Origin of the sequence: Planktothrix sp. PCC 11201, assembly GCF_900009135.1 — a bacterium.
Classification (GTDB): domain Bacteria; phylum Cyanobacteriota; class Cyanobacteriia; order Cyanobacteriales; family Microcoleaceae; genus Planktothrix.
The window spans coordinates 556031-580476 of the sequence record NZ_LT797693.1 but is presented as its reverse complement, the minus strand read 5'-3'; the positions used below and the strand labels follow the sequence as shown (position 1 = coordinate 580476).

Here is a 24446-nt window from a genome sequence, read left to right as displayed (position 1 = left end):
TTTAATCCTGATTTAACCCCTAACATTCAGCACTTGAAACTTGAATAACAGATTGGGGCTGTGGAGCCACATCCCCTAATTGTTCAGCAGACCAATGGGAATAATCCGATAATAAATTATGAACTAATCGGTGTCTAACCGTCATTAACACACTCTTTAATAATCCGTTTCCTGTTGTTTCCAAAATTGGTTGGGGTGTTAACCATAATGGCGGGGGAAGTTCCACTTTAACTTTTAAATCAGATTGACCTTTTAAATAGGTAATTCCTTGCAATTCAACCGGATATAATTTTCCGACTAAATTTAAGGAAAACCGTTGATTAATATATTCAATTCCACGAATTTCGCATCCGACAGATTTTAAGTTTAGGGTGCCATCGGACTGTATCCACAGTTTCAAGTCTACCGTTGGTTGTAAACTAAACATCATAAACTGCAAAGGACGCATTTTTAGGCGGTAAATGTCCTCTGCTAAGGCATCTAAACGGGTCGGATCAACTAGCGCCTTGACCAAGCGTTTCGGTTGACGCAGATAATGGTGAATTAAATTTGGCTCTGGTACAGCCATTTCAACGGTTTGGGAGGCTTGAAAGTGGGTATACATATAGAAAGTTATAAAAGTCTACTAATTTTAACTTATCTTAATATAATTTAAGAGTTATTCAAACTATTTTCATCAATCAAGAGTCACCGATCAAGAATAATGGCGTGTATTCCCTAAAAAATAGGTAGTCGCTTGATCATAATGGTAAGGTTGATGAGAATAATATAAATAATTGTAACGTCCCTTTCTATCCATTTATTATTTACGGAACTAAAATTATGACTGTTTCTATTGCCCATCTTGGCCCATCGGGAACTTATGCAGAGGCCGCAGCCCTAGCTTATGCTCAATATCTCACCCAAAAAACCGGGGAAGAAGCAATGTTATGCCCATGTTCAAGTATTAGTCAAACTTTATGGACAGTTGCCAAAGGGGATGCCAATATTGGGGTAGTTCCTGTTGAAAATTCCATTGAAGGAAGTGTTACTATGACCCTAGATACATTGTGGCAAATTGGCTGTCTTCAAATTCAACAGGCGTTAATCCTTCCTATTAGCCATGCGTTAATTTCTCAAGCTAAAAATTTTGCTAAGATTCAAGTGGTTTATTCCCATCCGCAAGCCCTAGCTCAGTGTCAAGGATGGTTAGAAAAACACCTTTGTGATGTGCCATTAATTTCTAAAAATTCAACCACAGAAGCCCTACAATCAGTTAGAGATGAAACGGATTCAGCCGCGATCGCATCTTTAAGAGCAGCAGAACTCTATCAATTACCTGTTCTCGCCCATCCTATTAATGATTATCCCGATAATTGTACAAAATTTTTGGTAGTAAGTCTACAACCTTCAGGATCGGGAAAATATACCTCTTTAGGCTTTAGTGTTCCAGCAAATGTTCCGGGAGCATTAGCAAAACCTTTAGCAATTTTTGCCGATAGAGGAATTAATTTAAGCCGAATTGAATCCCGTCCTAGTAAGCGCTCATTGGGAGATTATCTATTTTTTATGGATTTAGAAGCGGATAGTCATGAACCCTCGGTACAATTAGCTTTAGCGGAATTAAAAACCTTTACAGAAACCTTGAAAGTTTTTGGCAGTTACACCCTATTAAATCTGGATTAATTTGAATTAATTCGGAAAATTAATAATTAGTCTTGTAGGATGGGTAAGAACTACTTCGGCTTTTTACCCACTCTATTGAGTTTGAAAGGTTGTATGGATATTTTGTTTAGCAGTATTCCCAGTATTCCTGATTTGACCCATCCTAATGAATTAATGGAATTGGGATCAATAGTGATTAAAATCCTGATGAAATTGGCTATTTTTTTAATAGCAATTGGTGTAATATTATCCCTAATTAACTGGTCGATGAAAAAACCGGGGGATTCTATTTCTATTCCTGCTATTAAAACAGCCTTAGAACAATATCTGAAATGGATGCAAACTTTACCGCATTTAATTCTAATTGTTCTGGTAATTACCAGTGGATTTTTTCTCTGTTCTACCTTGGCTAATCGCTATCATAATTGGGAACAACAACGTATTACTCAAATTGCCACCACCGTTGCTGGAGAACGTTTAGAACAAACAGCACCTAAAATTCGTTATGAAATTGAAGAACCTTTTACCGATTATAAATATATTGAGGGTAAAACTATTGAAATTAAAAGTACCAGGATTGTACCCCGTTGGATGACTTTATCTGGATCAAAAATCCAGGTTAAAATCAATCAAACTACCAGTCCCGAAACCAAACAATGGATTTATAGTGTTGATTTTGTGGGAGAATATCAAGTAAAAAATCAACTCAAAGGTATCTCAGACTTTTTCTTTGAAGTTCCCCCACCTTACGGTTATTTATTATTACAAGATTTCCAAGTCGAACAAAATGGAAAATCCTTAGTACAAGTCAACCCGGGAGATTATGGATTTCCGTTTAAATTACCTCCTGGGGAAACTACAAATTTCAAGGTGACTTATCAAGCTCAAGGTGCCCCCCGTTGGGTTTATCAACCTGGAGAGCAATTATTATCAAATTTTAGCTTAAATGTTTTAGCTAATTTTCCCGATGCAGAATTTGCCGGGGCAGTGCCAACCATCACCAAAGAAGGCGGGGAAAATCGACAACTTTCTTGGATTTATGAAGGCAATATTTCCGTTAAAAATCCATTAGGAATATTTACCGCCACCGCTCCGATTCGTAATACAGGTGTGATCCCGCGATTATTATTATTAGCTCCAGCTATCTTTTTGTGGTGGATCATTTTACTATATCTGTCTTTACCCTTAACCTTGGGAGATGTTGCGATTGTCGCCGGACTATTTTTTGCCTGTTTATTAACCCTAACCTATAGCAGTCGTTTGATTGATGCAAAACTCGCTTGGACAGTAATTTCTCCAGTATTATTATTAGCAGTTTGGGGATTAGGGAAAAACCGTCAAGCCTCTTGGGTCGCAATTATTTGTACAATTTCTGGGGGAATATTACCAATATTTGGTTTATTAGTTCCCTATAGTGGGATCACGTTAAGTGTAGCTGGGTTGTTATCAGGAATTTGGTTAGCCTTTCAACATTGGTATGAATTAGGAAAGTGGAAATCCTAACTGTTAAATAAGGAACCGGGTTTTTCACTATTATCTATGGGCTAAAATCAAAAATTAATTCTTTAAAAAACCCGGTTTTTGTGATTATACAGATTGCACAACCTGATCAGAAAATATTTCTGATAATACTTGAAGATAGGGAGAAAAGACGGCAAAATTTTGAGGAAGTAACCGATTTTCCAATGCATCTGACAGGGCATCTAACATATCCTGAATTAATTTCCAACTAATATGGAGTCGAGGATATAAAATCACACACATGGGAAATAATTCTCGTTGGATGGGACGTAAACTATTCTCTAAGACGCACCAGCAAAGATAAATTTGAAATAACTCAATATCACGGGTACTCGAATATTGCAGGATATGATTTTTGACATTTCCGCTGATACTGCAATACCCAGGGTTTAAGTGATGTACTGTGTGGTAAACCTGATGGGCAACGGTGGTCAGGATGGGGAGTAATTGTTGAACCGCAATTAAGGCTGGAGAATCCGATAAATGTTTTCCAGCTAAATCATTAACTTCCCCCAGGGGAGAATATAAATAATCCTCCAAAGTTTTGAAGTAGAGAAAGAAAACTGTTCGTTCTTTCATCGACATCCACTCTAACAACATTCGACCCATATAGTGGAATTGCAACTGGACTAAAACCAACATTAAGGGTTCAGTTTGGGAGTATTTGCGACGCAGTTTTACGGTTTCTCTCCCTAGAGAAACTGACAAACGAAAGGGGTATTCATATTGAGCAAAAACTTCTAAGGCTTGATGATATAAATTACACACATCTTGAATCAGTGTGTCTGTGTCCTGTAAACATAGTTTATTCACCGGATAACGATTCCAGTCAATCCCTAAAATAGTTCCTACTTTATTCCAAGCCAGGGTTCCCAACAGGCTTATATTTTTCATTAACTCTGCCACAGTGCGGGAACGATCCTGATCAAATTCGGTAACATCAACTTCATGATTTTCTAAGAAGAAATGATGGGGAGTCCGGGGATGATGAGCAGCTGCTTTAGCATAATATTTCTGCGCCCATTGAACCGCCATCCGTGTCATTTCAGTTCGATCAACGGAACTACTAGGTACGGCATTCAGTTGTTCTTGAGACTGGGAGAACATCATAAAAGTTCGCTTCCTTGAAATATAGGTTCATTAGAGGATTTAGGAATAGATTAGCAAAAGCAGAATTGCGAGAATTGTAATTAACTAAATTCTACGGTTTACAGTCTGGCTTAAGTGTAGTCAACTTAAACCACAATGTCTGCCAATTTTTATAAAGAATTTCTATACTTTTTTGAAAGATTTTAAATTTATTAAATTTTTACTAAAAATCTAGTATTTTAAAATACAAAACTTATTATATTGTTGAGAAAATTTAACCTCCGTTTAAGAAACCGATCGCTTTTCGATACAAGTATTCACAATTTCGAGCAAAAAGCGAACAAAAGAAACGACATAGGTAACAAAACTCATCAAAATTTGAAATTTGTCGTGATTCGGGAAAATTCTTAATTTTAATTCTAACGCAAATAATGTAAAAATTAATACGTCTTTATTTTTATTTTATTTGTAGATTACAGCATTTTCAAGCATTGCGATGCTTCCTTGACTGGTATTAATTTTTACTGGTACTCCCAAAGGAACTGTAAATTGATCTCGAATATGGCCGATCATTGAACCATACCAAGCTGGAATTTCTAACGGTTGAATGAGATCAGTTAATACTTGCAATAAGGTTAAAGAGGGTTCATTTCCCTCGCCTTTAGTGCAGGCGGTACATTGACTAAAAATAAACCCGGAAATTTGATCTAAAATTCCAGCTAGTTTTAAATGGGTTAACATTCGATCAACTCGGTAAATATCCTCGCCGACATCCTCCACAAATAGGATTGTATTCTGCCAATTTGGTAAATATTTAGAACCGACTAAAGCGGATAAAACTGATAAATTTCCTCCGATTAACCTCCCTTGGGCTTGACCGGGATAAATTGTTTCAACCCGAACATTATTGGTATTTTTAAAGGTTACAGCTTGTCCTTCAAATAGGACTTTTTTTAGCCAACTGACCGAATAGGGATTCCAGACGGAAGTTCCTAATAATCCATGAAAGGTAACTAATCCGGTTTGACTATATAATCCTAATAATAAAGCGGTAATATCACTATAACCTAGAAAAATTTTAGGGTTTTTGCGAATTAAATCATAATCTAATAAGGGTAAAATTCGACCACTTCCCCAACCACCACCCGTCGCAATAATTCCCTTTATATTAGGGTCAGCAAACATTTGATTAATGTCTGATACCCGTTGTTGATCGGTTCCGGCTAAATAGCCATATTCACTCATGACATGGGGAGCAACTTTAACGGCGAGTTCCTGTTGTCCTAATTGCAGTTGAATCCACTTTAAATGTTCTTTAAAAATAGGGCTGGCGGGAGTTACTAACCCCACCGTATCTCCTGGTTTTAAAGCCGGAGGTTTAATTAATCTTTGGGAAGATGAAGATTGAGCCAGAATAGGAAACTGAGCAGCAATTCCTGCTAAGGTTAACCCGGTTAAAAAATTACGACGATTCATAATCAGTTATCAGTTATCTGAATTGAGAATTTGATCGATTAATTCTTTAACCCCTGATCCTCGGCTATTTTTCGTGACCCAATTAACCCTTTCTTTGACTTGGGGTAAGGCATTAGCAACGGCTACGGAATAACCACAGTCTGCTAAAAAATCACAATCATTTTCCGCATCCCCAACCCCTACAATTTTATCAGGGGATAGGTTTATGAATTCAGCAAGAGCCTTTAACCCAGAGGCTTTATTAATCCCTTCGGGTAGGATCATCACGGCTCCTTTATTGGCAATAATTTTAAGATTAACCCCTAACTCTTGAATGGTTTTTTGGGTGATTTCCAAATAGGCTTCCCAAGTGGCAATAATTACTCGTCCAACCCCTAATGTTTCTAAGGCTTGGGTTTGAACAATTCGGGAAAATTCCTCGGGAATGGCTTGGTTTTGTAATTGTTGTTGTTTTTGGTGAATGCGATCGCGCAGGCAGCTTATAAACGCTTCAGAAGGGCGCTCCGCTAATATTTTTTCTACCTGAGTCGAGGGTTGATATAAAACCGCCCCATTTTCTGCAATCACCCAATCAAACCGATGAATTACGGAAACATGATCGATAAGATTATCCAGTTGTCTCCCCGTAATTAAGATTAACTTTCTCCCCGACTCCCGCCATAATTCTAAGGATTTTGAGGTGGAATCCTCGACCCTACCATCCGTTGCTAAAGTTCCATCAAAATCCGTTGCTAAAGCTAAATATTTCATAGGGATCAAAAATAAAAATTTTCAGTGTTGCTGTGTCTAAATTTAATCATACATGATGATCATACCCCGTTTTTAATCAGCAGTCACTTAACGGGGAAATTCAATCGTAAAAGTGGTGAGATTCTGGCTACTTTCCACTTGAATTGTCCCGTTTAATTGTTCCACCAACTTTTGAACCAAAGCTAATCCTAACCCCGTTCCTCCCTGTTTCCAGGGGTCTGAATTCGGAACTCGATAAAATTTCTCAAAAATGCGGGGAAGTTCTTGTTCAGGAATTTCGGCTGGGTTGCGAATCACAATTTGTAAGGGGTCAGAAATGGGGGGAGAGGGTAAAGAAACATTCTGTGTCTTCGTTTTACGTTTGTTTTTAGTTGTCGAAGTTAATTCTAGCCAATTAGATAAAGAACGATAATGAATGCCTAAGAAAATTTCTCCTCCATTGGGAGTGTATTTACAGGCATTATTTAACAATTCTGCTATAATTCTTTCTAAACTATTCGGGTGAGTTTTAATCGATTGTAAATTAGGATAATACTGGACATTTAGCACTTGACTCCGTTCTTTAGTGCGAGAGTAAAAGGGATTAATAATATTAGGAAACCATTCTAATAAATCTAAATTTTCCAGGGGAATAGGTGTGGCGGAAGATTCCAAACGTTGTAAATCTAATAAATCATTAATTAAATTAGTTTCTCGCATACATTCAGATTCTAATATTTCTAAATATTTTTTACCTCGCTCTGAATCGGGGACAATTTTTAACATATGAATTGCCATTTTCATATTAGCTAAGGGGGTGCGGAGTTCATGGGAAACCGTACTCAAAAAATCATCCTTGAGAATATTTAACTGTTGCAGTTCTTCCACCTTAGAAGTGCGTTCTTGAACTTGTCTTTCTAGTTCAGCATTCCGGCTTTTTAACAATTCTAATTTTTCCGTTTGCAATTGATGAACCGATTGTTGGAGTTGTTTAACCACTCGATACATTTCCGTCGGGTCAAGCATTCTTAATAAACTAACCTGTGTAATAATTCCTAATAACTCCCCTTCATCTCCACAAACAATCAGTCGTTGTACCTGTTGTTTTTGCATTTCTTGATGTGCCATCCACAGAGAATCATTGATTTTCAAAGAAAAGGACAGATTTCTCATTACCGTTGTTGCAAAAGTTGTGGCTAAATCTAATTCTAAAAATTGCGCCTCTACAATATCTTGTTCTGTTACTAATCCAATGGGGGTTAATTTTTTCTGAGTTCCAGCTTGAAAAATCACTACATAACTCGCTTGATGGGCGGTCATCATTTGGGCTAAACTTAATACGGATGTTGTGACTGGAGCCGTAATCACTTGGGTGATCATTTCATCTCCAACTCGTCGTAATCTTAAAATATTAGCAGGTTGTAAAACACGACGAATTCGTTCTGGGGTAATCACTCCCACTAATTGACCTCGAATATCTAAAACGGGTAAATGTAAAATTTGATATTGCCGAAATAGGGATAAAGCTGTAAAAATGTCTTGATCATCTGATTCTGTTAAACTAACAGAAATTGGAGACATAATTTCAGCGGCTCTGATTATATTAAGAGTTTTTTTTCTGGCAGGATCTGAAATTTCTGTTGCTATTAACTTAACAATATCCCGTTCGGTGATAATTCCTAAAACCGAAGCCGTGTGAGGTTGTTCATCGGGAAGTACAGGAATAATTTTTTCTGAGTCTTGAGCAATGACTAAAACACAGCTTGCCTGGGATTCTTCCACTAAAGAACTACCGGAATTTAAAAGACAATGATTTTGAGATTGACCCAGTATTTTAATCACGTCTGCCAAACAAGTTTCTGGTGTTATAATAAATGGATTCCGATCAATGGCTTGTTCTAAAGCAGATGAATAGCGCACAGATTGGTAAAATTCCATAACAATACTCTAAAAGGGTTTGTGGGAAGAAACACAAGATTTTTAACCTTAGAAACTTAACAGGAGAGGAGGTTATTAAATCTCTAATCAGTTTAACTCCATTCAAAAATACAGATAATTATGATTATATCAGTTAATGAAAGAAAATTTTGGGAAGAACGCTATCAAGGAGGAAACACAGGCTGGGACTTAGGAGAACCCGCCCCGCCATTTGTGAAGTTTTTGCAATCTTCTGAGGCTCCACCTCCCGGAAAAACGGCGATTTTAGGCTGTGGACGGGGTTATGATGCCCTCTTATTTGCTAGTTATGGGTTTCAGGTAATTGGGTTTGATTTTGTGGATTCTGCGATTAAAGACGCATTAGAATATCAACAATTATTCATCAATAAATCGTTAATTTTAAAGGGAGCAGGAAAATATTTACCCACTTCGGCGCAATTTTTACAACAGGATATTTTTGACTTACCCCAGGAGTTTTTAGGACAGTTTGATTATGTCATTGAACATACTTGTTTCTGTGCGATTTCCCCAGATAAACGCGCTGATTATGTAGACTTAGTGGAGTCAATTCTGAAACCCGATGGGCAATTATTCGGGTTGTTTTTTACCCATTCCCTTGCCGGAGGGCCACCTTTTGGGATCACCCCGGCGGAAATTCGATGGTATTTTCAAGGGAAATTTCAGATTCTTTCCCTGCATCTGGTAAATGAATCAACACCTAAACGTCAAGGGGAAGAACATTGGGGACATTTTGCGGTTGATCAAAAACTCTAACAATTCGTTCTGCAAATTTTTTCTAATTTGACTATAATAAGTAAAGATTTAGCCAAACCTGATTTACAAATGAGTCAACCATTGGATTTAGAAAATATTGCCGATCAGCTAGATAGCAAAAATTTACGAGATCGTCTATTAGCCTTAGCTTCTTTGCGAAATGTTCCGCCAAAGGATGCGGTTCCTTTAATTAAAAAAGTGCTAGATGATGAAAGTTTACAAGTCCGTTCTATGGCGATTTTTGCCCTGGGAATTAAACCAACAGAAGAATGCTATTTTCTGTTGGTGAAACTATTAGAAAATGACCCGGATTATGGGGTGAGAGCCGATGCCGCAGGAGCCCTGGGATATCTGGGAGATATTCGAGCATTTGAAGCTTTAGTTAGAGCTTTTTATGAGGATACAGATTGGCTGGTTAGATTTAGTGCGGCGGTCTCCCTGGGAAACCTAAAAGATATTCGCGCCCGGGATGTTTTATTGGCTGCATTAGATAGTGATGAAGTGATTTTACATCAAGCTGCAATTGCTGCGATCGGAGAAATTAAAGATGTTGAATCTGTTGATAAAATTCTGCGATTTGCTCAAGCTGAAGATTGGTTAGTTCGGCAACGATTAGCCGAAGCCCTGGGGAATTTAGTCACACCTAAAAGCCTTTCTGCTTTAAATTATTTAGCCAAAGATCATCATTCCCACGTGGCTGAATCCGCTAAAATTTCTATAGAGCGGCTACAGGAAGCGGGATTAAAACTTTAAGGATTTGATCAACAGGGAATGGAGAATATCAAAGATGATTCAATCGTATTGACAAATGAACCCTACTGTTAGACGATGGATTTTCAGTTTATATGTTCAAATCAAAAGTTATCGTTAAATCAGCCTATGACTTCTCCATTCCCTTCTCGAAAAAAGCCTAAAGTTCTCCAGTTATTTTTTTTCAGTTTTGTGGTTTTATTTCTGGCTAGTACCTCGGCAATTCTAGGGGCAATGACAGCCCTATTGGCTCCCGAAAAATTTGATTTTACTGAGCCAGAATCAAATATTTTAGATGGGCTATGGCAACATCGGTTTAAATATAGTTTATCTCGTCCAGTTAATATTTTGGTTTTGGGAATTGATGGCAATCCAAATAGTTCTTCCTCCTCCCCCGATCTGTTTAAAGGTCGCAGTGATACGGTGTTATTTGTAAATTTTCAACCCCAAGACAAATCCGTGAGTCTGTTATCAATACCCCGGGATACTCAAGTTCAAATTCCGGGTTATGGTACGGGAAAAATTAATGAAGCTAATTATTGGGGTGGCCCTAAATTAGCAAAGGAAGTGATTCAAAATATTTTAAATAAAGTTGAAGTTAACCGTTATATTCGGGTTAGTAGCGGTGCATTTCGAGAATTAGTTAATTTTTTAGGAGGAGTAGATGTTTATATTCCTCAACCCATGTCCTATCAAGATAAAAGTCAACAATTAAAAATTGATTTAGCTCCCGGTTGGCAAACAATTAATGGCGAACAAGCGGATCAATTTGTGCGGTTTCGGGGGGATGGTTATGGAGATTTAGGTCGGGTACAGCGTCAACAAGCGTTAATGGAAGCAATTTTAGTTCGACTTAAAGATCCGACGGTTTTACCTCGTGTTCCTGAAATTATTCGGATTATGCAAAAATATATTGATACTAATTTAAACTTTGAGGAAATTTTAACCTTAGTTAATTTTGGTTTGAATCTGGAACCTCAGAATTTTAAAATGGTAATGTTACCTGGGAGTTCTAGTTCTGAGAATAATTTTGGGAGTAGTTATTGGTTAATTGATGAACGGGGACGCGATCGAGTCATGTATCAATACTTTCGCTTAGATTCAACCGGATATACCTTAAAAAGTGCCTACGAACCCTCTGCTTATGAAACTTTATCCAAGGATTTAAAAATTGCAATTCAAAATGTTTCTAGTAATCCCAAATCCGCCGAGAAAATGCTCAATTTTTTAGCCGATAAAGGATTTAGTCAAGTTTATTTAGCTCCGATTGAATCCACTCAACAACTGAAGACCCAAATCATTGTTCAAGGAGGAGATTTGGGCGCGGCTAAACTAATGCAAAAAACCCTAGGTTTAGGTGAGCTTAAATCATCCTCAACGGGGGAAATTGGCTCGGATTTAACTATTAGAGTCGGAGAAGATTGGATCAATTGATTAATGCTCTAGGAATTTGGTATTCTCACCTAATTCGGGATTGGCAAATCCTAGGATAAAATATGACAATCTATCGAAAATTACTATACAATAGAGAGTAGTTGTTAAGAAAATTCCGATGGATGTCTATGACTACTACTGCACCTGTTAAAACTGATTACGAAGCGATTATTGGGTTAGAAACCCATTGTCAATTGAACACCGAAACCAAGATTTTCTCCAATTCTTCGACGAAATTTGGAGCCGATCCTAATATGAATATTGATCCCATTTGTATGGGACTACCTGGTGTGCTACCTGTATTAAATGAAAAAGTTTTAGAATATGCGGTAAAAGCCGGGTTAGCCCTAAATTGTGAAATTGCCCCTTACAGTAAATTTGATCGCAAACAATATTTTTATCCTGATTTGCCCAAAAATTATCAAATTTCTCAATATGATTTACCCATTGCCATCAAGGGTCATTTAGAAATAGAAATCGTCGATGAAGATGGCAGTGCAACTCGTAAAACTATTGGGATTACTCGCTTACATATTGAAGAAGATGCGGGAAAATTAGTTCATGGTGGCAGTGATCGTCTTTCCGGTTCCACCTATTCTATGGTGGATTATAACCGGGCTGGAATTGCTTTAGCTGAAATTGTTTCTGAACCTGATATTCGTTCAGGACAAGAAGCAGCCGAATATGCCCAAGAAGTGCGTCGAATTGTGCGTTATTTGGGCGTAAGTGATGGCAATATGCAAGAGGGTTCTCTGCGATGTGATGTGAATATTTCTGTGCGTCCGGTGGGGCAAAAAGAGTTCGGAACTAAAGTTGAAATCAAAAATATGAACTCTTTTAGTGCTATCCAACGGGCGATTGATCATGAAATCGAACGGCAAATTAAGGCAATTGAAACCGGGGAAGAAATTGTTCAAGAAACCCGTTTATGGGAAGAAGGAAGTCAACGCACAATTAGTATGCGGAAAAAAGAAGGATCAAGCGATTATCGCTATTTTCCTGAACCCGATCTTCCCCCAATTCAAGTATCTGCTGAACAATTAAAAACCTGGAAATCTCAATTACCTGAACTCCCGGCAGAAAAACGCCATCGCTATGAATCAGAATTAGGATTATCACCCTATGATACCCGGGTATTAACGGATGATCACCCTATTTCTAAATATTTTGAAGCCACAATTGCCGCTGGAGCTAATATTAAACAAGCGGTAAATTGGATTATGGGTGATATTACTGCCCATATAAAAAATGAAAAATGTAGTGTTACTGAAGTCGCTTTAAAACCGGAAGGATTAGCGGAGTTAATTGCTTTAATTGAAGCGGGAACTATTAGTGGTAAAATTGCTAAGGATTTATTACCCGAACTCTTAACCCAAGGTGGATCTCCTAAAGCATTAGTTGAAGCAAAAGGATTAATTCAATTATCCGATCCTAAAGCACTAGCAGAAATTATTGATCAAGTTTTGCTAGAAAATCCCAAGGAATTAGAGCAATATCACGCGGGGAAAACCAAACTCCAAGGATTTTTTGTCGGTCAAATTATGAAAAAGACTGGAGGACGGGCTGACCCTAAACTCACAAATCAACTCTTAGGAGAAAAACTCAAAAAATAAGGAATTTCTAAAGGTTGGGTTAACACGGAGTTACCCGAATTCCCCAAGATCAAAAGGAGGTTTAAACCTATGACAAACTATGAACGCGATCGCTTTTACTGGCGAATGGGTTTTCTTTTAATTTTTTCTTTCTTAGCTTGGGGAATATTCCTAATTATTCCTTATCCTTAAAAGGATAAAAATTTTTCTCAATAGGTTGGGTTTAGAGATGATCAAACCCAACCTTGATTTTAGGATTAATCAGATTTGGGAGTAAAAAATAATTGATTAACTTTACTAATCACCCAACTCAAAATTGCCCCGCCCATTAAAATTCCGATCGCAGGAGTAAATACAGGTTCCCAAAGTTTATACCATAAATCCAACCCCAGATTAACTTTAAAAGAATGGCCTAAAACCGCAACGACTAACCAAAAAAAACTAAATAATACAAAAAAAACATTTGCCACTAAAACTAGATTTAACCATTTAATCAATTGTTCTTTCATTGTTAAAACTCAACTAAAAATTATATCAATCTATTTGATCTTGATTATATTTTAAGGGTTAGCGGGATTTTTTTGCAAATATTAATTCAAAATTTGTAGACAAACTTAACCTAATCTTTGTTACAATGGAATATAGCAGTTATAGTAGGCAGTCTGTGTTAATATGGTTCGCTACACCCTAGCTCAAAGTCCCGAAATCGTTCTTACCGTCCGTGGCAAAGATTCATCTCAAGCCAGGGAGAAAGCGATGGACAAACTTATGGAATTGATGGATACGGGTAAACTACCAACGGAATTGGAAGAAGGCTTTAGTCCCCAACAGTTCATAGAAGTTAAAGAGCCCGATGATAGTCCCTTGGAAGAAGAAGATGCTATTTCCGAAGCTGTGCAAATTCTGAGTAATTTGGCTTCTTTGAAATTGAAGGTGATGGAATCAAAAGAAGAAGCCTTAAAAGTTCGAGAATCTATTGATATTTTGTTTACAGATCAATCTGTGACAGTGGAAGAAATAACCGAGTTAAAAGACGGCTTTAAGGTGTTAAAAAATTTCGCAGTTTCTAATCTTAGATATCGAGAAGCTAGGGGCAAAGCAGAAGAAGCCAGAGCCGTTTTAGATGAAGCCTTAAAATCTTCCGAACCCGAACCCAAACCAGATAATCCCCACGGGAAAAAAGATAAAAAATAACTTTAAAATAGGGAATGGGGAATAGGCAATGGGCAATGGTGATGAATTTTTCGAGTATTTTAATAAGAGCAGTAATCATTATTCCCTCTTTTCCTAAAACCCATTACCTATGAAGGATTTAAAAATAACTTTAAAATAGGGAATGGGGAATAGGCAATGGGCAATGGTGATGAATTTTTCGAGTATTTTAATAAGAGTAGTAATCATTATTCCCTCTTTTCCTAAAACCCATTACCTATCAAGGATTTAAAAATAACTTTAAAATAGGGAATGGGGAATAGGCAATGGGCAATGGTGATGAATTTTTCGAGTATTTTAATAAGAGTAGTAATCATTATTCCCTCTTTTCCTAAAACCCATTACCTATCAAGGATTTAAGAGGATTACGCAGATTAAAATCCGTGAAATCCGTGAAATCCTCTTAAATCCGTGATCCCCATTACCTCTTTTCCTTATGAAATTACCCCTAACTTGGAATCTTCCCGTCACAATTTCCGATCGCTTGGGTCAAAAAAGTTTTGGCAAGCAACGGGCAATAATAGCGGAAGATAATCTATTATTAGTATTACATAAAGCTCCAGAACCTGGAGATCGCGAGCGAGATGCCGTATTATTTTGGCGAAAACCCGATGGTCGTTGGGAATGTAGTAAAGGTGGTGTGGCACTGCAACAATTAACCAATCATATTAAAGAGTATAATTCAGCCGAAGAAGAATTAAATCAATTCTATAAAATTGCTAAAACTGCCGAAGATTATTTTACACTCTTAGAAGCGATTACTCCCTTACAGTTAGCAATAGAAAACCTGCACGCTACCTTACAAACTGCTAGAGAAGCCATCCCTCAAGATCGAGATCTAATTGATTTAAGAGATGGAGCTTATGAAATTGAACGCACCTTAGACATCCTTTATATTAACACAAAAAATGCCCTGGATTTCAAAGTTGCTAAAGAAACAGAAGCCTCCACTAAAGCCGCCCATCGGCTTAATACTTTAGCCTCAATTTTCTTTCCCTTGACGGCAATTTCCTGTGTATTTGGCATGAACTTAACCAGTGGTCTGGAATCCCAATCTATCCTAATATTTTGGATTATTTTTTTAGCCGGAATCTGGTTAGGATTAGTCGTCAGACAATGGGTGCTGACCGGAACAATTTCTAAATTAAGTTTTAGCAAATTAGCAATAGATTTAAAACGAGGATTGTCAGATTAGACAGATTTATGCAGACCAACCCATAACCCCATGTTGCCCATAGCCCATGGACTATTCCCCATCCCCTATTATTTAACTTGTCAGCGCCAGGATTAGTTTTAATGATATGATGGAAGTTTTGTATACACACCCAATCAGCACTTGAAGGAGAAGCCAAATGGCTCGAATGTATTATGATGCCGATGCCAATTTAGATATTTTGGCGGGCAAAACTATTGCAATTATTGGTTATGGCTCCCAAGGTCATGCCCATGCCCTGAATTTAAAAGATAGTGGCGTGAATGTGATTGTCGGGCTATATCCTGGCAGTAAATCAGCACACAAAGCCAAAGACGCAGGTTTAGTAGTGCATAGTGTGGAAGACGCAGCAAAAGCTGCTGATTTCATTATGATTCTTCTGCCTGATGAAGTGCAAAAAACCGTTTATAAAAATGAAATCGAACCCTATTTAACTGAAGGCAAAACCTTAGCGTTTGCCCATGGATTTAATATTCACTTTGGTCAAGTTGTCCCCCCCTCTAATGTCGATGTGGTGATGGTAGCGCCCAAGGGCCCAGGGCATTTAGTCCGTCGCACCTACGAACAGGGCCAAGGAGTTCCCGCCTTATTTGCGGTCTATCAAGATGCCTCTGGACAAGCCCGCGACCGGGCCATGGCCTATGCTAAAGGTATTGGTGGCACTCGTGGTGGTGTTTTAGAAACCACATTCCGCGAAGAAACTGAAACCGACCTATTTGGTGAACAGGCGGTTTTATGTGGCGGTTTAAGTGCTCTAATTAAGGCCGGATTTGAAACCTTAGTTGAAGCAGGTTATCAACCGGAATTGGCTTATTTTGAATGTTTACACGAAGTTAAATTAATTGTAGATTTAGTCGTGGAAGGCGGTTTAGCCAAAATGCGCGATAGTATTTCTAATACGGCCGAATATGGAGATTATACCCGCGGCCCTCGGATTGTAACCGACGAAACCCGCGCCGAAATGCGGAAAATTCTCAGTGAAATTCAGTCCGGCCAATTTGCTAGAGATTTTGTCCTAGAAAATCAAGCTGGAAAACCAGGTTTCATCGCCATGCGTCGTCAAGAAGCCGAACATCCCATCGAAGAAGTCGGCAAAGATTTACGCGCTATGTTTAGCTGGATGAAGAAGGATTAGAGTAGGGGGAGGGGAGGGGGAGCAGGGGGAGCAGGGGGAGCAGGGGGAGCAGGGGGAGCAGGGGAGCAGGGGAGCAGGGGGAGCAGGGGGAGCAGGGGGAGTAATGATTCCTAACTCCTAACTCCTAACTCCTAACTCCTAACTCCTAACTCCTAACTCCTAACTCCTAACTCCTAACTCCTCATTAATAGAATTACTCTAAATCCTTCCCTCCCCTGCCTCCCCTGCTCCCCCTGCCTCCCTATTTTACTGGCTGACCCTTATCAAGTTTTTCAATTTCTTTCTCCCGTTGTTCGTTAGTATCTTTAGGTTTTAACCATTTAGGCCATAAACTAACAACAAACGCACGGCTGGTCTTGCTCGCTTCTCTGGCGGGTTTGGGTAAAAATTTGAATGTATCGCCCGAGGAAATAAACAAAACAACCAAGGCGACGGCGCCCCAGCCTAGAATTTTTTTAGGAGTCATAAGCGATTTTTAAGATAGGGATATTTATGGGATTTTATTTAAATCAGATTTGAAAGGTTTGTACATCTCAATAAGTCAACATCAAGAAATCCCTTCGTTGTTGCTGCTAAAGCCCTAACAAGAGTGCGCCGCATCGCAACAACGAAGTTTTTTAACTTAATTACAATTATACCCATTAATACTGAGTTTTTAATAAGTCTTCAATAAAAACTTGAGTTTCCGGGGGAATATCAGTAATTAAACGTACGGGAAAAGCAGGAGTTGAGATATATCGATAATATTCTGGAGTGAGAAATATCTTATATTTTTCGGCTTCGGGAGTCAGTTGGGCGGCGGTGGCTAAAACAATAGCTTTAGCGTAATTTTTAACATCTTGTGAGGCATTTCCCACGATTTCACCACCGGAAATGGGAGTCACAGGAATCCAGCTTTGATCCCCAATAGTTCCGGGATCTCTAACGCTTAAATGGGTGGCTCCTAAAATCCCTAATAATAATTTTTCGGTTTTAATTTGGGGAAAAATAGCAATTTGTTCAGGTAAAGCGGGAGTCACTTTATCAGATGATTGGGTGAGAATTAAAGTAGGAACTTGAACTTGATTTAATCCTGTTTTTCCGAATATAACCGAAGCGGTGGGGGAAAATGCGATCGCCCGTTTAATTCGTGGATCACTAAATCTATAGCGATCTTTAGGAAGTTCTGCGGCTAAACATTGGGTAGCTTTTCCTAAACTAAAGGTAATAAAACTCTGATCACAATTTTTCCTTAATTGATCAATTTGGAACTCGCCTCCAGCTAAAGCTAAGGCCGTTGCTCCGCCAAAGGAGTATCCAAAGACTAAAGTATTATTGGTATTAAATTTACCTTTAAATCTGGGATCATTTATATTTAGTTTTTCTAATTCATTCAAGGTAAAAATCAAATCTTGGGGACGTTCGATAATTTCCGTGGGAGATAAAAACAAATTCTTATCCACAAAAGTCGCGTTACTCCCGGGGTGTTCAGGAACAATAACCGTATAGCCATGGGAGGCTAAATGTTCCATTAAATATCGTAATTCTTGATAATCGGAACCTCGACCATGGGAATAAAGAATTAAGGGTTTATCGGGTGTGGCGGTTGAGGAGGAATAAATATAAACGGGAATATTGCGATTACGTTGTTTGTCCAGCAATTCTAGGCGAGTAATTTCCACTTTCCCTGGCCCGGGTTGACTCGGATCAAAAGGAATTGATGGAGCTTGAGATCCTTCATGGGTGAGTTTAGGTAAGACTTCTAAAAGCAAGCGTTGAGTTTGCCAAAATCCTTGATTTAATCGTGTTAAAACCCCAAAGGCTCGGGGAAGATTAATCTCAATAGTCGGCAAAGGATAGTTTTCTAAAAAATTAATAACGGATAGGCCTTGTTCAGATTTAGCTGAAGACAGAATAGCTGTTTTAATCGCGGTTCCGCCTTGGGATTTATCCGCAGAAATAATCGTATCAATATCGGTTAACAGTCTAGTTCCCACCTGACTATTAACAATTTCTTCAACGGTTTCATTTTTAATTTTAATTTTAATGTTTAACGCTCCTAAAGCCTGTTGCTTTTGTTCGGGCTTTAAAAAGCTAAAATAACCTAATAAACCCACGGGAACTTTCCCCGTTTCTGCAAATTCTTTTAAGTCTTTGACGGAAACCGTTGCATAAACAAATCCCTGTCTAATTACAACGGATTCCGCCGCCCGCAGGGGAAGGGTAAACAGAGGAAAACCACTTAAAATAGTAGTTGTGAAAAGACTCAGGGGAAATAACCATTGTTTCCACTGGCGTTTGGTGGGCTGCGCAGAAGCAGAAAGGGGAATTTGAACCATAATCTAAGATCGAGGTTAAACAATCCCAAAAGTCTAGCATCGAATTATCCGATCGCTATCGGGGGGCGGTGGTGGGAAAAAGGTTGTGCCGCTTCAAGTTGGGCAGCTAAAGCGATTAAAGTGGCTTCGGAGGCTGGTTTTCCCACTAACTGCACCCCCAGGGGTAAACCTTCTGGGGTAAATCCGGTGGGAATCGCGATCGCGGGTTGGCCACTGACATTAAAACCGGGACAGGGAGAAATCCATTCCGTAATCCGTTGTAAGGTTTCTGGGGGGGAAAGTTGGGCATATTCTCCCACCCGAATTGCTGGGTGCGTATAGGTGGGCAAAAGCACCGCATCAAAGGGACTTAAAGACACCACAATTTGACGACCCCCGACCTGCATTTTAGACACCGCTTGCAAATATTGTCCGGCGGTAATTTCCGTTGACATTAACCATTGATTCACTGAGCCTAAATATTCTGGGGGAATTCCCGCCGCGGCTACTCCCGATTTCCAAACCGCAATAAAGGGTTCCAGAATATCACTAAAATCCAGGTTAATGGGTTCGATTTGATGACCCAATTGTTCGAGGAGATGGGCAGTATTTTTAAAGGCTTGTTCACAATCTGGGGAGAGGGAACTACCGGGTAAAATAGAGGGGGCGATCGCAATTTTTAAAGCCTTGGGTGGTTGTTGAGTGGCGGCTAAAAAGGAAGGATTCGGATCGCTTATCCAATAGGGATCACCCAAAATATATCCCGACATAATATCAAGTAAAGCCGCGGCATCGGCCACGGTACGAGCCAAAGGGCCATCGGTAGAAATCCCACTTTGGAAGTCCCCCACCGGAGCATGGGAGACGCGCCCCCGAGTCGGTTTAATCCCCACCAAACCACAACAAAAAGCTGGGCCGCGCACCGACCCCCCACCATCCGACCCATGGGCGACAGGGGACAACCCGGCTGCCACGGCCGCCGCCGCCCCGCCACTGGAGCCTCCGGGGGTGTGGTCTAAATTCCAAGGGTTACGCGCGGGAGGGAAACCATCGGGTTCGGTGTAGGGTAGGGAACCGATTTCTGAGGTCGCCGTTTTTCCTAAAATATTAAATCCGGCTTGACGAATCCGGCTGACCACCCCATCATCATAGGTGGCGATTCTATCCATTAAAGCCCGGGAGCCATAGGTACAAGGGACTCCGGCAACGGGATTTAGATCTTTAATAGAAATGGGAACCCCAAAAAAAGGCGGTAAATCGTTAATCTCTGAAATCTGGACTAATTGTTCCGTTTGGGTTTTCGCCAATGCTAAAGCCCTATCTGCCATCACGGTAAAATAACAACCCAACAGAGGATTTAACCGTTGAATTCGATCTAAATAAAGATTAACTAATTCTAAAGGGGAGATAACTTTAGTGCGAATTAATTGGGCTTGTTCTAGGGCAGAAGTAAAGGCTAAATCCACTGAATTCATACTGATTAACTCAAGTAAACTATTGATAAACAACCATTGATTCTGCTTGAAGTTTATCATTATTCAGGGTAAAACTAACAAGAATAGAGTCTGAACATCCTCGCTCTCAAACTTTTGTTGATATTCTTTGCTGCAACAGAGGATTGGGGGGTAAAATGGGGATATGGGATTTTACTATTTCAGCTAGAATTAATTGTTTCTATTCTAAGGTCACGCGATATGACACAATCAGAGCGTCCACCTGTGCCTCGTCCACCTGTTCCGGGAGTTCCAGGGGTTCCACCCCGTCCACCCGCACCTAAAGCACCTCCACCTCCGGGCGCGACCACTGCAACCACTCTTTCTGCACCGGCTCAGGCTACCGCGACAACCACAAGGGTGATGGTCGCACCCAGAAATAGGGGCCCAAGCCCGGGAAACCCAACTTTAGTGGATATTGTCAGACGAGCCAACGAGGAGGGAGCTTCCGACGTTCACTTAGGGGTAAATGAGCCGCCACGCTTTCGGAAACGGGGGGATATTGTGCCTTTGGAGTGGCCGAACACCGACTTGAACACCTTCATGAGTTGGTTGATGGAGGTATTAAGCGATGAGGAAATCCAGCAATTTCAGGAAAACTTAGACTTTGACGGCGCGGCGGATTTAGGTTTTGTGCGAATTCGGATTAGCATTTTTGACGCCCTCAATGGCCCTTCATTGGTGTTGCGGTTAATTGGTTCGTCGATTTTGACTTTGGAACAGTTGAAGTTACCAGAGGTATTTAAAAAAATCTGTCAATATCATAAGGGATTAATTCTAGTTACCGGGCCAACGGGGTCAGGTAAGTCTACGACCCTAGCGGCCATGATTGACTACATGAACCGCAACTATGCCTACAATATTATTACTATTGAAGACCCGGTAGAATTTGTTCACGAAAGTAAAAAATCCCTGATTAAACACCGAGAAGTCGGACGTCATACCTTGAAGTTTTTTAATGCTTTGAAAGGAGCTTTGCGCCAAGATCCAGATGTCTTACTCGTGGGAGAAATTCGGGATAAAGAAACGATGCAAATTGCCTTAAAAGCGGCACAAACGGGTCACTTAGTTTCTGGAACCTTACACACCAATAGTGCGGTCAAAACCTTAACTCGGATTTTGGATATGTTTACCGCCGAGGAACAACCTTCGATTAAAGTGTCTATTTCCGAATCTTTGGTGGCTATTATTGCTCAATTGTTGTGTAAAACCACCGATGGTAAACGGGCTGCTTTTCACGATGTTCTGATCAACACGGATGTGATTAAGGAATATATCGTCAAAGATAAGTTTGAAGACATCAATCAAATTATGCTCAAAGATACCTATGAAGGGATGACGACTATGAACAAATCTCTTTACACACTTTATCAGGAAGGACGAATTACGGAGGAGATTTGTTTAGAGGTTTCTCCTTTCCCCAACGAGATGAGCCAAATGTTGCGCGGGCGAGTCTAACAACATCAGTTAACAGTCATCAGTTAACAGTCATCAGTTAACAGTTATTAGTCTATTATCCATTACCCATTTTTTACAGATGGAATGATACCTTGAGTTTATTTCAGTCTACGGTCAATCATTCATTTAAAGCGATCGCTTTGTTCACCCCCGGGGGTGATGTCGCCTACTGTATCGACCCCAATAAACAGCGTCATTGGCATTCTGATCTTTGTATTTATTTACAAGAATTTCTCGGTTTGCCTGAACCGCCTCATTTTTTAATTCCTTGCTATACCGCCACCTATGATCAATGGGTCAACCCCCAAACCCAAGAGATCCAGTTTTCCGCAGAAGCCTATCCCCCAGTTCTGCAATACCAAACCTTATTAAATACCCTGTTTGATACTGGGGATTTAGTTTGGCAACCCACAAAAAATTCCGAAGAAGTTTGTAACCCTTTAATTATTGCGACTTACTATGAACAGTTTCCCAAACTGTGGGAAAATCATGATTTGATTGTTCAGGTCAAAAAAATAAATCTAAGTGATGATTCCATCACCCCCGAAAATCAATCGGAACTTCGATCTCCAGCTTTTAAGCTCAATTTATCTCCTCAACCCCAACGGCATGAAACCAAAGGCTATATTTTGCGGTTATTTGTCTCCGGTAATAGTCTGGTGACAGAAAAAACCTTACAAACCCTACATCAACTCTTAGAAGGTTCTATTGGTGATCCTTACACTTTAAAAGTGATTGATGTTTTAAAACATCCCGACTTAGCCGAAGCTGACCAAATTTCCGCCACCCCCACCTTAATTAAAGTCTGGCCGAAACCCGTCCGTCGGATTGTTGGAGAGTTAAATAATGTTGAGACTATTCTTAAATTATTAGGAAATCCTACGGATGACTTTCCCGATGAATTTTAATTAACTTTCTGGCTTTTGATTCAAAACCCCAATTAAATTTTTGTCAAAATCAGTAACAAGAATCGGGACTTACGCAAATTTGGGGATGTAACCCTAGATGTAGGGGTAATTCATGAACTACCCCTACTGTTGATGGCGGTGATGCGTAAGTCCTGATTTACAAAAACGATAATTCGCCGATCACATCCAAACGCTTAAAATCACTCAGGGTCAGGAATTTTTCCGAGAGGGTTTCCGCGATGGTCGGTGTAATCCAACCCATTTGTTTTAATAGATGAATCGCCGTGGCGTATTTAGCGCGATGTGACCCATCCATAACTTTAATTGCTAATCCCATACCTTCGCCAATACGTCCCACACATTGCACCCCTTCCGCCCCCGACTTACTGACCAGTTCTCCCTCGGTTAAACGCATTAATTCCGTATCAAAATGTCCCTCTCCAGCCACCATTTCAGGATGATGGGTCATCGCCCGGACAATTCGTTCCCGGTCTAGGTTATCTCCAGAAGCCAATTGAGCATATAGTATCCCCATTTGACCCAATTCCAGATAATAGGTGGGTGCGCCGCAGTCATCCCTGGCGCTGAGGAACTCATCGGGGGGTAGTCCTAATAATTCTCCGACTTTACCAATAATCAGTTGTTGTAAAGGATGTTTCCGTTGTAAATAGCTTTCTAAGGGCCAATGACATTGTTGACAAACCGCTAACATTCCGGCGTGTTTTCCCGAACAGCCATGTTGTAGGGGGCTATTTTTCCCTTCAGGAATCGGACACTGGAGTTGTACGGGTTCAACATCCGCCCGCCAGAGAATATTAAAAGCCTGTCGAGCCTGTTCAACGGTTCCCTGATGGGAACTACAAATAATCGCTAAATCAATATCAGTTAAATCATATCGTTCCAGTGTGCCTGTGGTGGTCACGGCTAAGGCTTGAAAGGGTTTTAAGGCAGAACGGATAAAGGTGGCGGTGTCGGAGTTTCCGGCAACGGATAACACCCGTCCTCGGTGGTCACAGACAGTCGCTTGCACCCGATGGGTAGACTCAACCAGTCCTTCCCGCAGGAGTCTAACTTCCAGTTCTTTGGCTTGTGTTCGTTTTCCCCGTGTCATATTTTAAAATTTAGAGTTTATATGGGATCAGGTCGGTAACTGTTTACAATAAGACCCAGATTAGTCCTCCTCCAAGCAACAATCCGGCTATTCCATAATAGGTTTGTCGTAATCGAGTTAGAATTGGTTGCACTTGATGGGTGAGAATTAACTGATCTTGGACTAAAAATTCCGGGGTTTTCAGCCAGGTCTGGCCGTCATACCATCCTGATTCTTCATAGAAAATCCTAGGACTGAGTAGACGAGATCTAATATAGTACCAGCCTAAAGATAACCGAATCACGACTAAGGTTAAAATAAAAGTTGCTCCAGAAGCGGCACCGAGAATTAATTGACCCGGATATTTGCTCGGTGTAAAACTAACCGCAGCGACAGGACAAAAAATAATCCAGCTAATCAACCATACCCAGAGCAATTTTCTCAAATATTGGGGCCAGTTGAGTGTCACCCAGCTAAAAAACCAAGATTCTTTGAGTTCTTGATATTCATTAACAGGACGCTGTTCAGGGGGAACCGGACAGATAGATACCGAAAAATCTCTCATATCCCTTATATAAAAAATTAATATTTTCTAAGATATTGGTCTTGATTTTAAGTTTTATCAAAGACATAATCTTGCCATCAAAAACCAGAAACAGTCAGATATTCCGAAACCTCATCCATGTTAACAAA

General features: G+C 39.8%; 22 protein-coding genes. 11 read left to right on the top strand and 11 right to left on the bottom strand.

The genetic code is table 11. The features are described 5' to 3' along the window. Window positions 1-19: 19 nt before the first annotated feature. Complete coding sequence (locus tag PL11201_RS07520; RefSeq protein ID WP_079677948.1) at window positions 20-604, bottom strand: DUF1997 domain-containing protein; 585 nt, start codon at window positions 602-604, stop codon at window positions 20-22. Window positions 605-822: 218 nt separating this feature from the next. On the opposite strand from PL11201_RS07520, the gene pheA reads away from it, so the two are divergent. After that, entirely contained in the window at window positions 823-1665 is an 843-nt protein-coding gene (gene pheA / locus PL11201_RS07515; protein ID WP_079677947.1) for a prephenate dehydratase, read from the top strand. Between the two features lie 93 nt (window positions 1666-1758). Beyond that, on the top strand, window positions 1759-3147 hold the full coding sequence (locus PL11201_RS07510; protein ID WP_079677946.1) for a hypothetical protein: 1389 nt from the start codon (window positions 1759-1761) through the stop codon (window positions 3145-3147). Window positions 3148-3231: 84 nt separating this feature from the next. On the opposite strand, the gene PL11201_RS07505 is transcribed toward PL11201_RS07510, so the two are convergent. From PL11201_RS07505 to PL11201_RS07490, 4 genes are all read right to left on the bottom strand, one after another. Continuing rightward, window positions 3232-4275 carry a hypothetical protein gene (locus tag PL11201_RS07505; RefSeq protein ID WP_079677945.1) on the bottom strand — a complete coding sequence of 348 codons (1044 nt, stop codon included), beginning with the start codon at window positions 4273-4275 and terminating at the stop codon, window positions 3232-3234. A 441-nt stretch (window positions 4276-4716) separates the two neighbouring features. Further along, a complete protein-coding gene (locus tag PL11201_RS07500; protein WP_079677944.1) occupies window positions 4717-5730 on the bottom strand; it encodes a S66 peptidase family protein in 1014 nt (337 codons plus the stop codon). 9 nt (window positions 5731-5739) lie between these two features. Beyond that, window positions 5740-6480 (bottom strand): HAD family hydrolase, encoded by a 741-nt coding sequence (locus PL11201_RS07495; protein WP_079677943.1) that lies wholly within the window; start codon window positions 6478-6480, stop codon window positions 5740-5742. Window positions 6481-6567: 87 nt separating this feature from the next. Then, on the bottom strand, window positions 6568-8397 hold the full coding sequence (locus PL11201_RS07490; protein WP_079677942.1) for a CBS domain-containing protein: 1830 nt from the start codon (window positions 8395-8397) through the stop codon (window positions 6568-6570). A 120-nt stretch (window positions 8398-8517) separates the two neighbouring features. Between PL11201_RS07490 and PL11201_RS07485 the strand changes: the two genes are divergently transcribed. The 4 genes from PL11201_RS07485 (at window position 8518) to gatB (ending at window position 12968) form a co-directional block, all read left to right on the top strand. Next, window positions 8518-9171 (top strand): methyltransferase domain-containing protein, encoded by a 654-nt coding sequence (locus PL11201_RS07485; RefSeq protein WP_200816713.1) that lies wholly within the window; start codon window positions 8518-8520, stop codon window positions 9169-9171. Between the two features lie 69 nt (window positions 9172-9240). Further along, window positions 9241-9924 (top strand): HEAT repeat domain-containing protein, encoded by a 684-nt coding sequence (locus tag PL11201_RS07480; protein ID WP_079677941.1) that lies wholly within the window; start codon window positions 9241-9243, stop codon window positions 9922-9924. Window positions 9925-10050: 126 nt separating this feature from the next. Then, the gene (locus PL11201_RS07475; RefSeq protein ID WP_079677991.1) at window positions 10051-11355 is read left to right on the top strand and encodes an LCP family protein; all 1305 of its coding nucleotides are present in this window, start codon (window positions 10051-10053) and stop codon (window positions 11353-11355) included. Between the two features lie 128 nt (window positions 11356-11483). Beyond that, window positions 11484-12968, top strand: coding sequence for an Asp-tRNA(Asn)/Glu-tRNA(Gln) amidotransferase subunit GatB (gene gatB / locus PL11201_RS07470; RefSeq protein ID WP_079677940.1), 1485 nt, complete (start codon window positions 11484-11486; stop codon window positions 12966-12968). Window positions 12969-13204: 236 nt separating this feature from the next. Here gatB and PL11201_RS07465 read toward each other — a convergent pair whose 3' ends face one another. Then, window positions 13205-13456, bottom strand: a complete 252-nt coding sequence (locus PL11201_RS07465) for a hypothetical protein (RefSeq protein WP_079677939.1) — start codon at window positions 13454-13456, stop codon at window positions 13205-13207. 163 nt (window positions 13457-13619) lie between these two features. Between PL11201_RS07465 and PL11201_RS07460 the strand changes: the two genes are divergently transcribed. From PL11201_RS07460 to ilvC, 3 genes are all read left to right on the top strand, one after another. Continuing rightward, window positions 13620-14141, top strand: coding sequence for a hypothetical protein (locus PL11201_RS07460; RefSeq protein WP_079677938.1), 522 nt, complete (start codon window positions 13620-13622; stop codon window positions 14139-14141). Between the two features lie 454 nt (window positions 14142-14595). Beyond that, window positions 14596-15354: a CorA family divalent cation transporter gene (locus PL11201_RS07455; RefSeq protein ID WP_079677937.1), complete on the top strand. Its 759-nt coding sequence runs from the start codon at window positions 14596-14598 to the stop codon at window positions 15352-15354. A gap of 157 nt (window positions 15355-15511) precedes the next feature. Then, window positions 15512-16507, top strand: a complete 996-nt coding sequence (gene ilvC, locus PL11201_RS07450) for a ketol-acid reductoisomerase (protein ID WP_079677936.1) — start codon at window positions 15512-15514, stop codon at window positions 16505-16507. 241 nt (window positions 16508-16748) lie between these two features. Here ilvC and PL11201_RS07445 read toward each other — a convergent pair whose 3' ends face one another. The 3 genes from PL11201_RS07445 to PL11201_RS07435 form a co-directional block, all read right to left on the bottom strand. After that, window positions 16749-16973: a hypothetical protein gene (locus PL11201_RS07445; RefSeq protein WP_079677935.1), complete on the bottom strand. Its 225-nt coding sequence runs from the start codon at window positions 16971-16973 to the stop codon at window positions 16749-16751. 175 nt (window positions 16974-17148) lie between these two features. Continuing rightward, entirely contained in the window at window positions 17149-18825 is a 1677-nt protein-coding gene (locus PL11201_RS07440) for an alpha/beta hydrolase (protein WP_079677934.1), read from the bottom strand. A 44-nt stretch (window positions 18826-18869) separates the two neighbouring features. Continuing rightward, window positions 18870-20279, bottom strand: coding sequence for an amidase (locus PL11201_RS07435; RefSeq protein ID WP_079677933.1), 1410 nt, complete (start codon window positions 20277-20279; stop codon window positions 18870-18872). Between the two features lie 219 nt (window positions 20280-20498). On the opposite strand from PL11201_RS07435, the gene PL11201_RS07430 reads away from it, so the two are divergent. Then, the gene (locus tag PL11201_RS07430) at window positions 20499-21755 is read left to right on the top strand and encodes a type IV pilus twitching motility protein PilT (RefSeq protein ID WP_079677990.1); all 1257 of its coding nucleotides are present in this window, start codon (window positions 20499-20501) and stop codon (window positions 21753-21755) included. 92 nt (window positions 21756-21847) lie between these two features. Then, entirely contained in the window at window positions 21848-22663 is an 816-nt protein-coding gene (locus tag PL11201_RS07425; RefSeq protein WP_079677932.1) for a circadian clock KaiB family protein, read from the top strand. A 157-nt stretch (window positions 22664-22820) separates the two neighbouring features. On the opposite strand, the gene PL11201_RS07420 is transcribed toward PL11201_RS07425, so the two are convergent. Both PL11201_RS07420 and PL11201_RS07415 read right to left on the bottom strand, forming a co-directional pair. Then, entirely contained in the window at window positions 22821-23774 is a 954-nt protein-coding gene (locus tag PL11201_RS07420; protein ID WP_079677931.1) for an asparaginase, read from the bottom strand. 43 nt (window positions 23775-23817) lie between these two features. Further along, window positions 23818-24318, bottom strand: a complete 501-nt coding sequence (locus PL11201_RS07415; protein ID WP_079677930.1) for a CGLD27 family protein — start codon at window positions 24316-24318, stop codon at window positions 23818-23820. Between the last annotated feature and the right edge of the window lie 128 nt (window positions 24319-24446).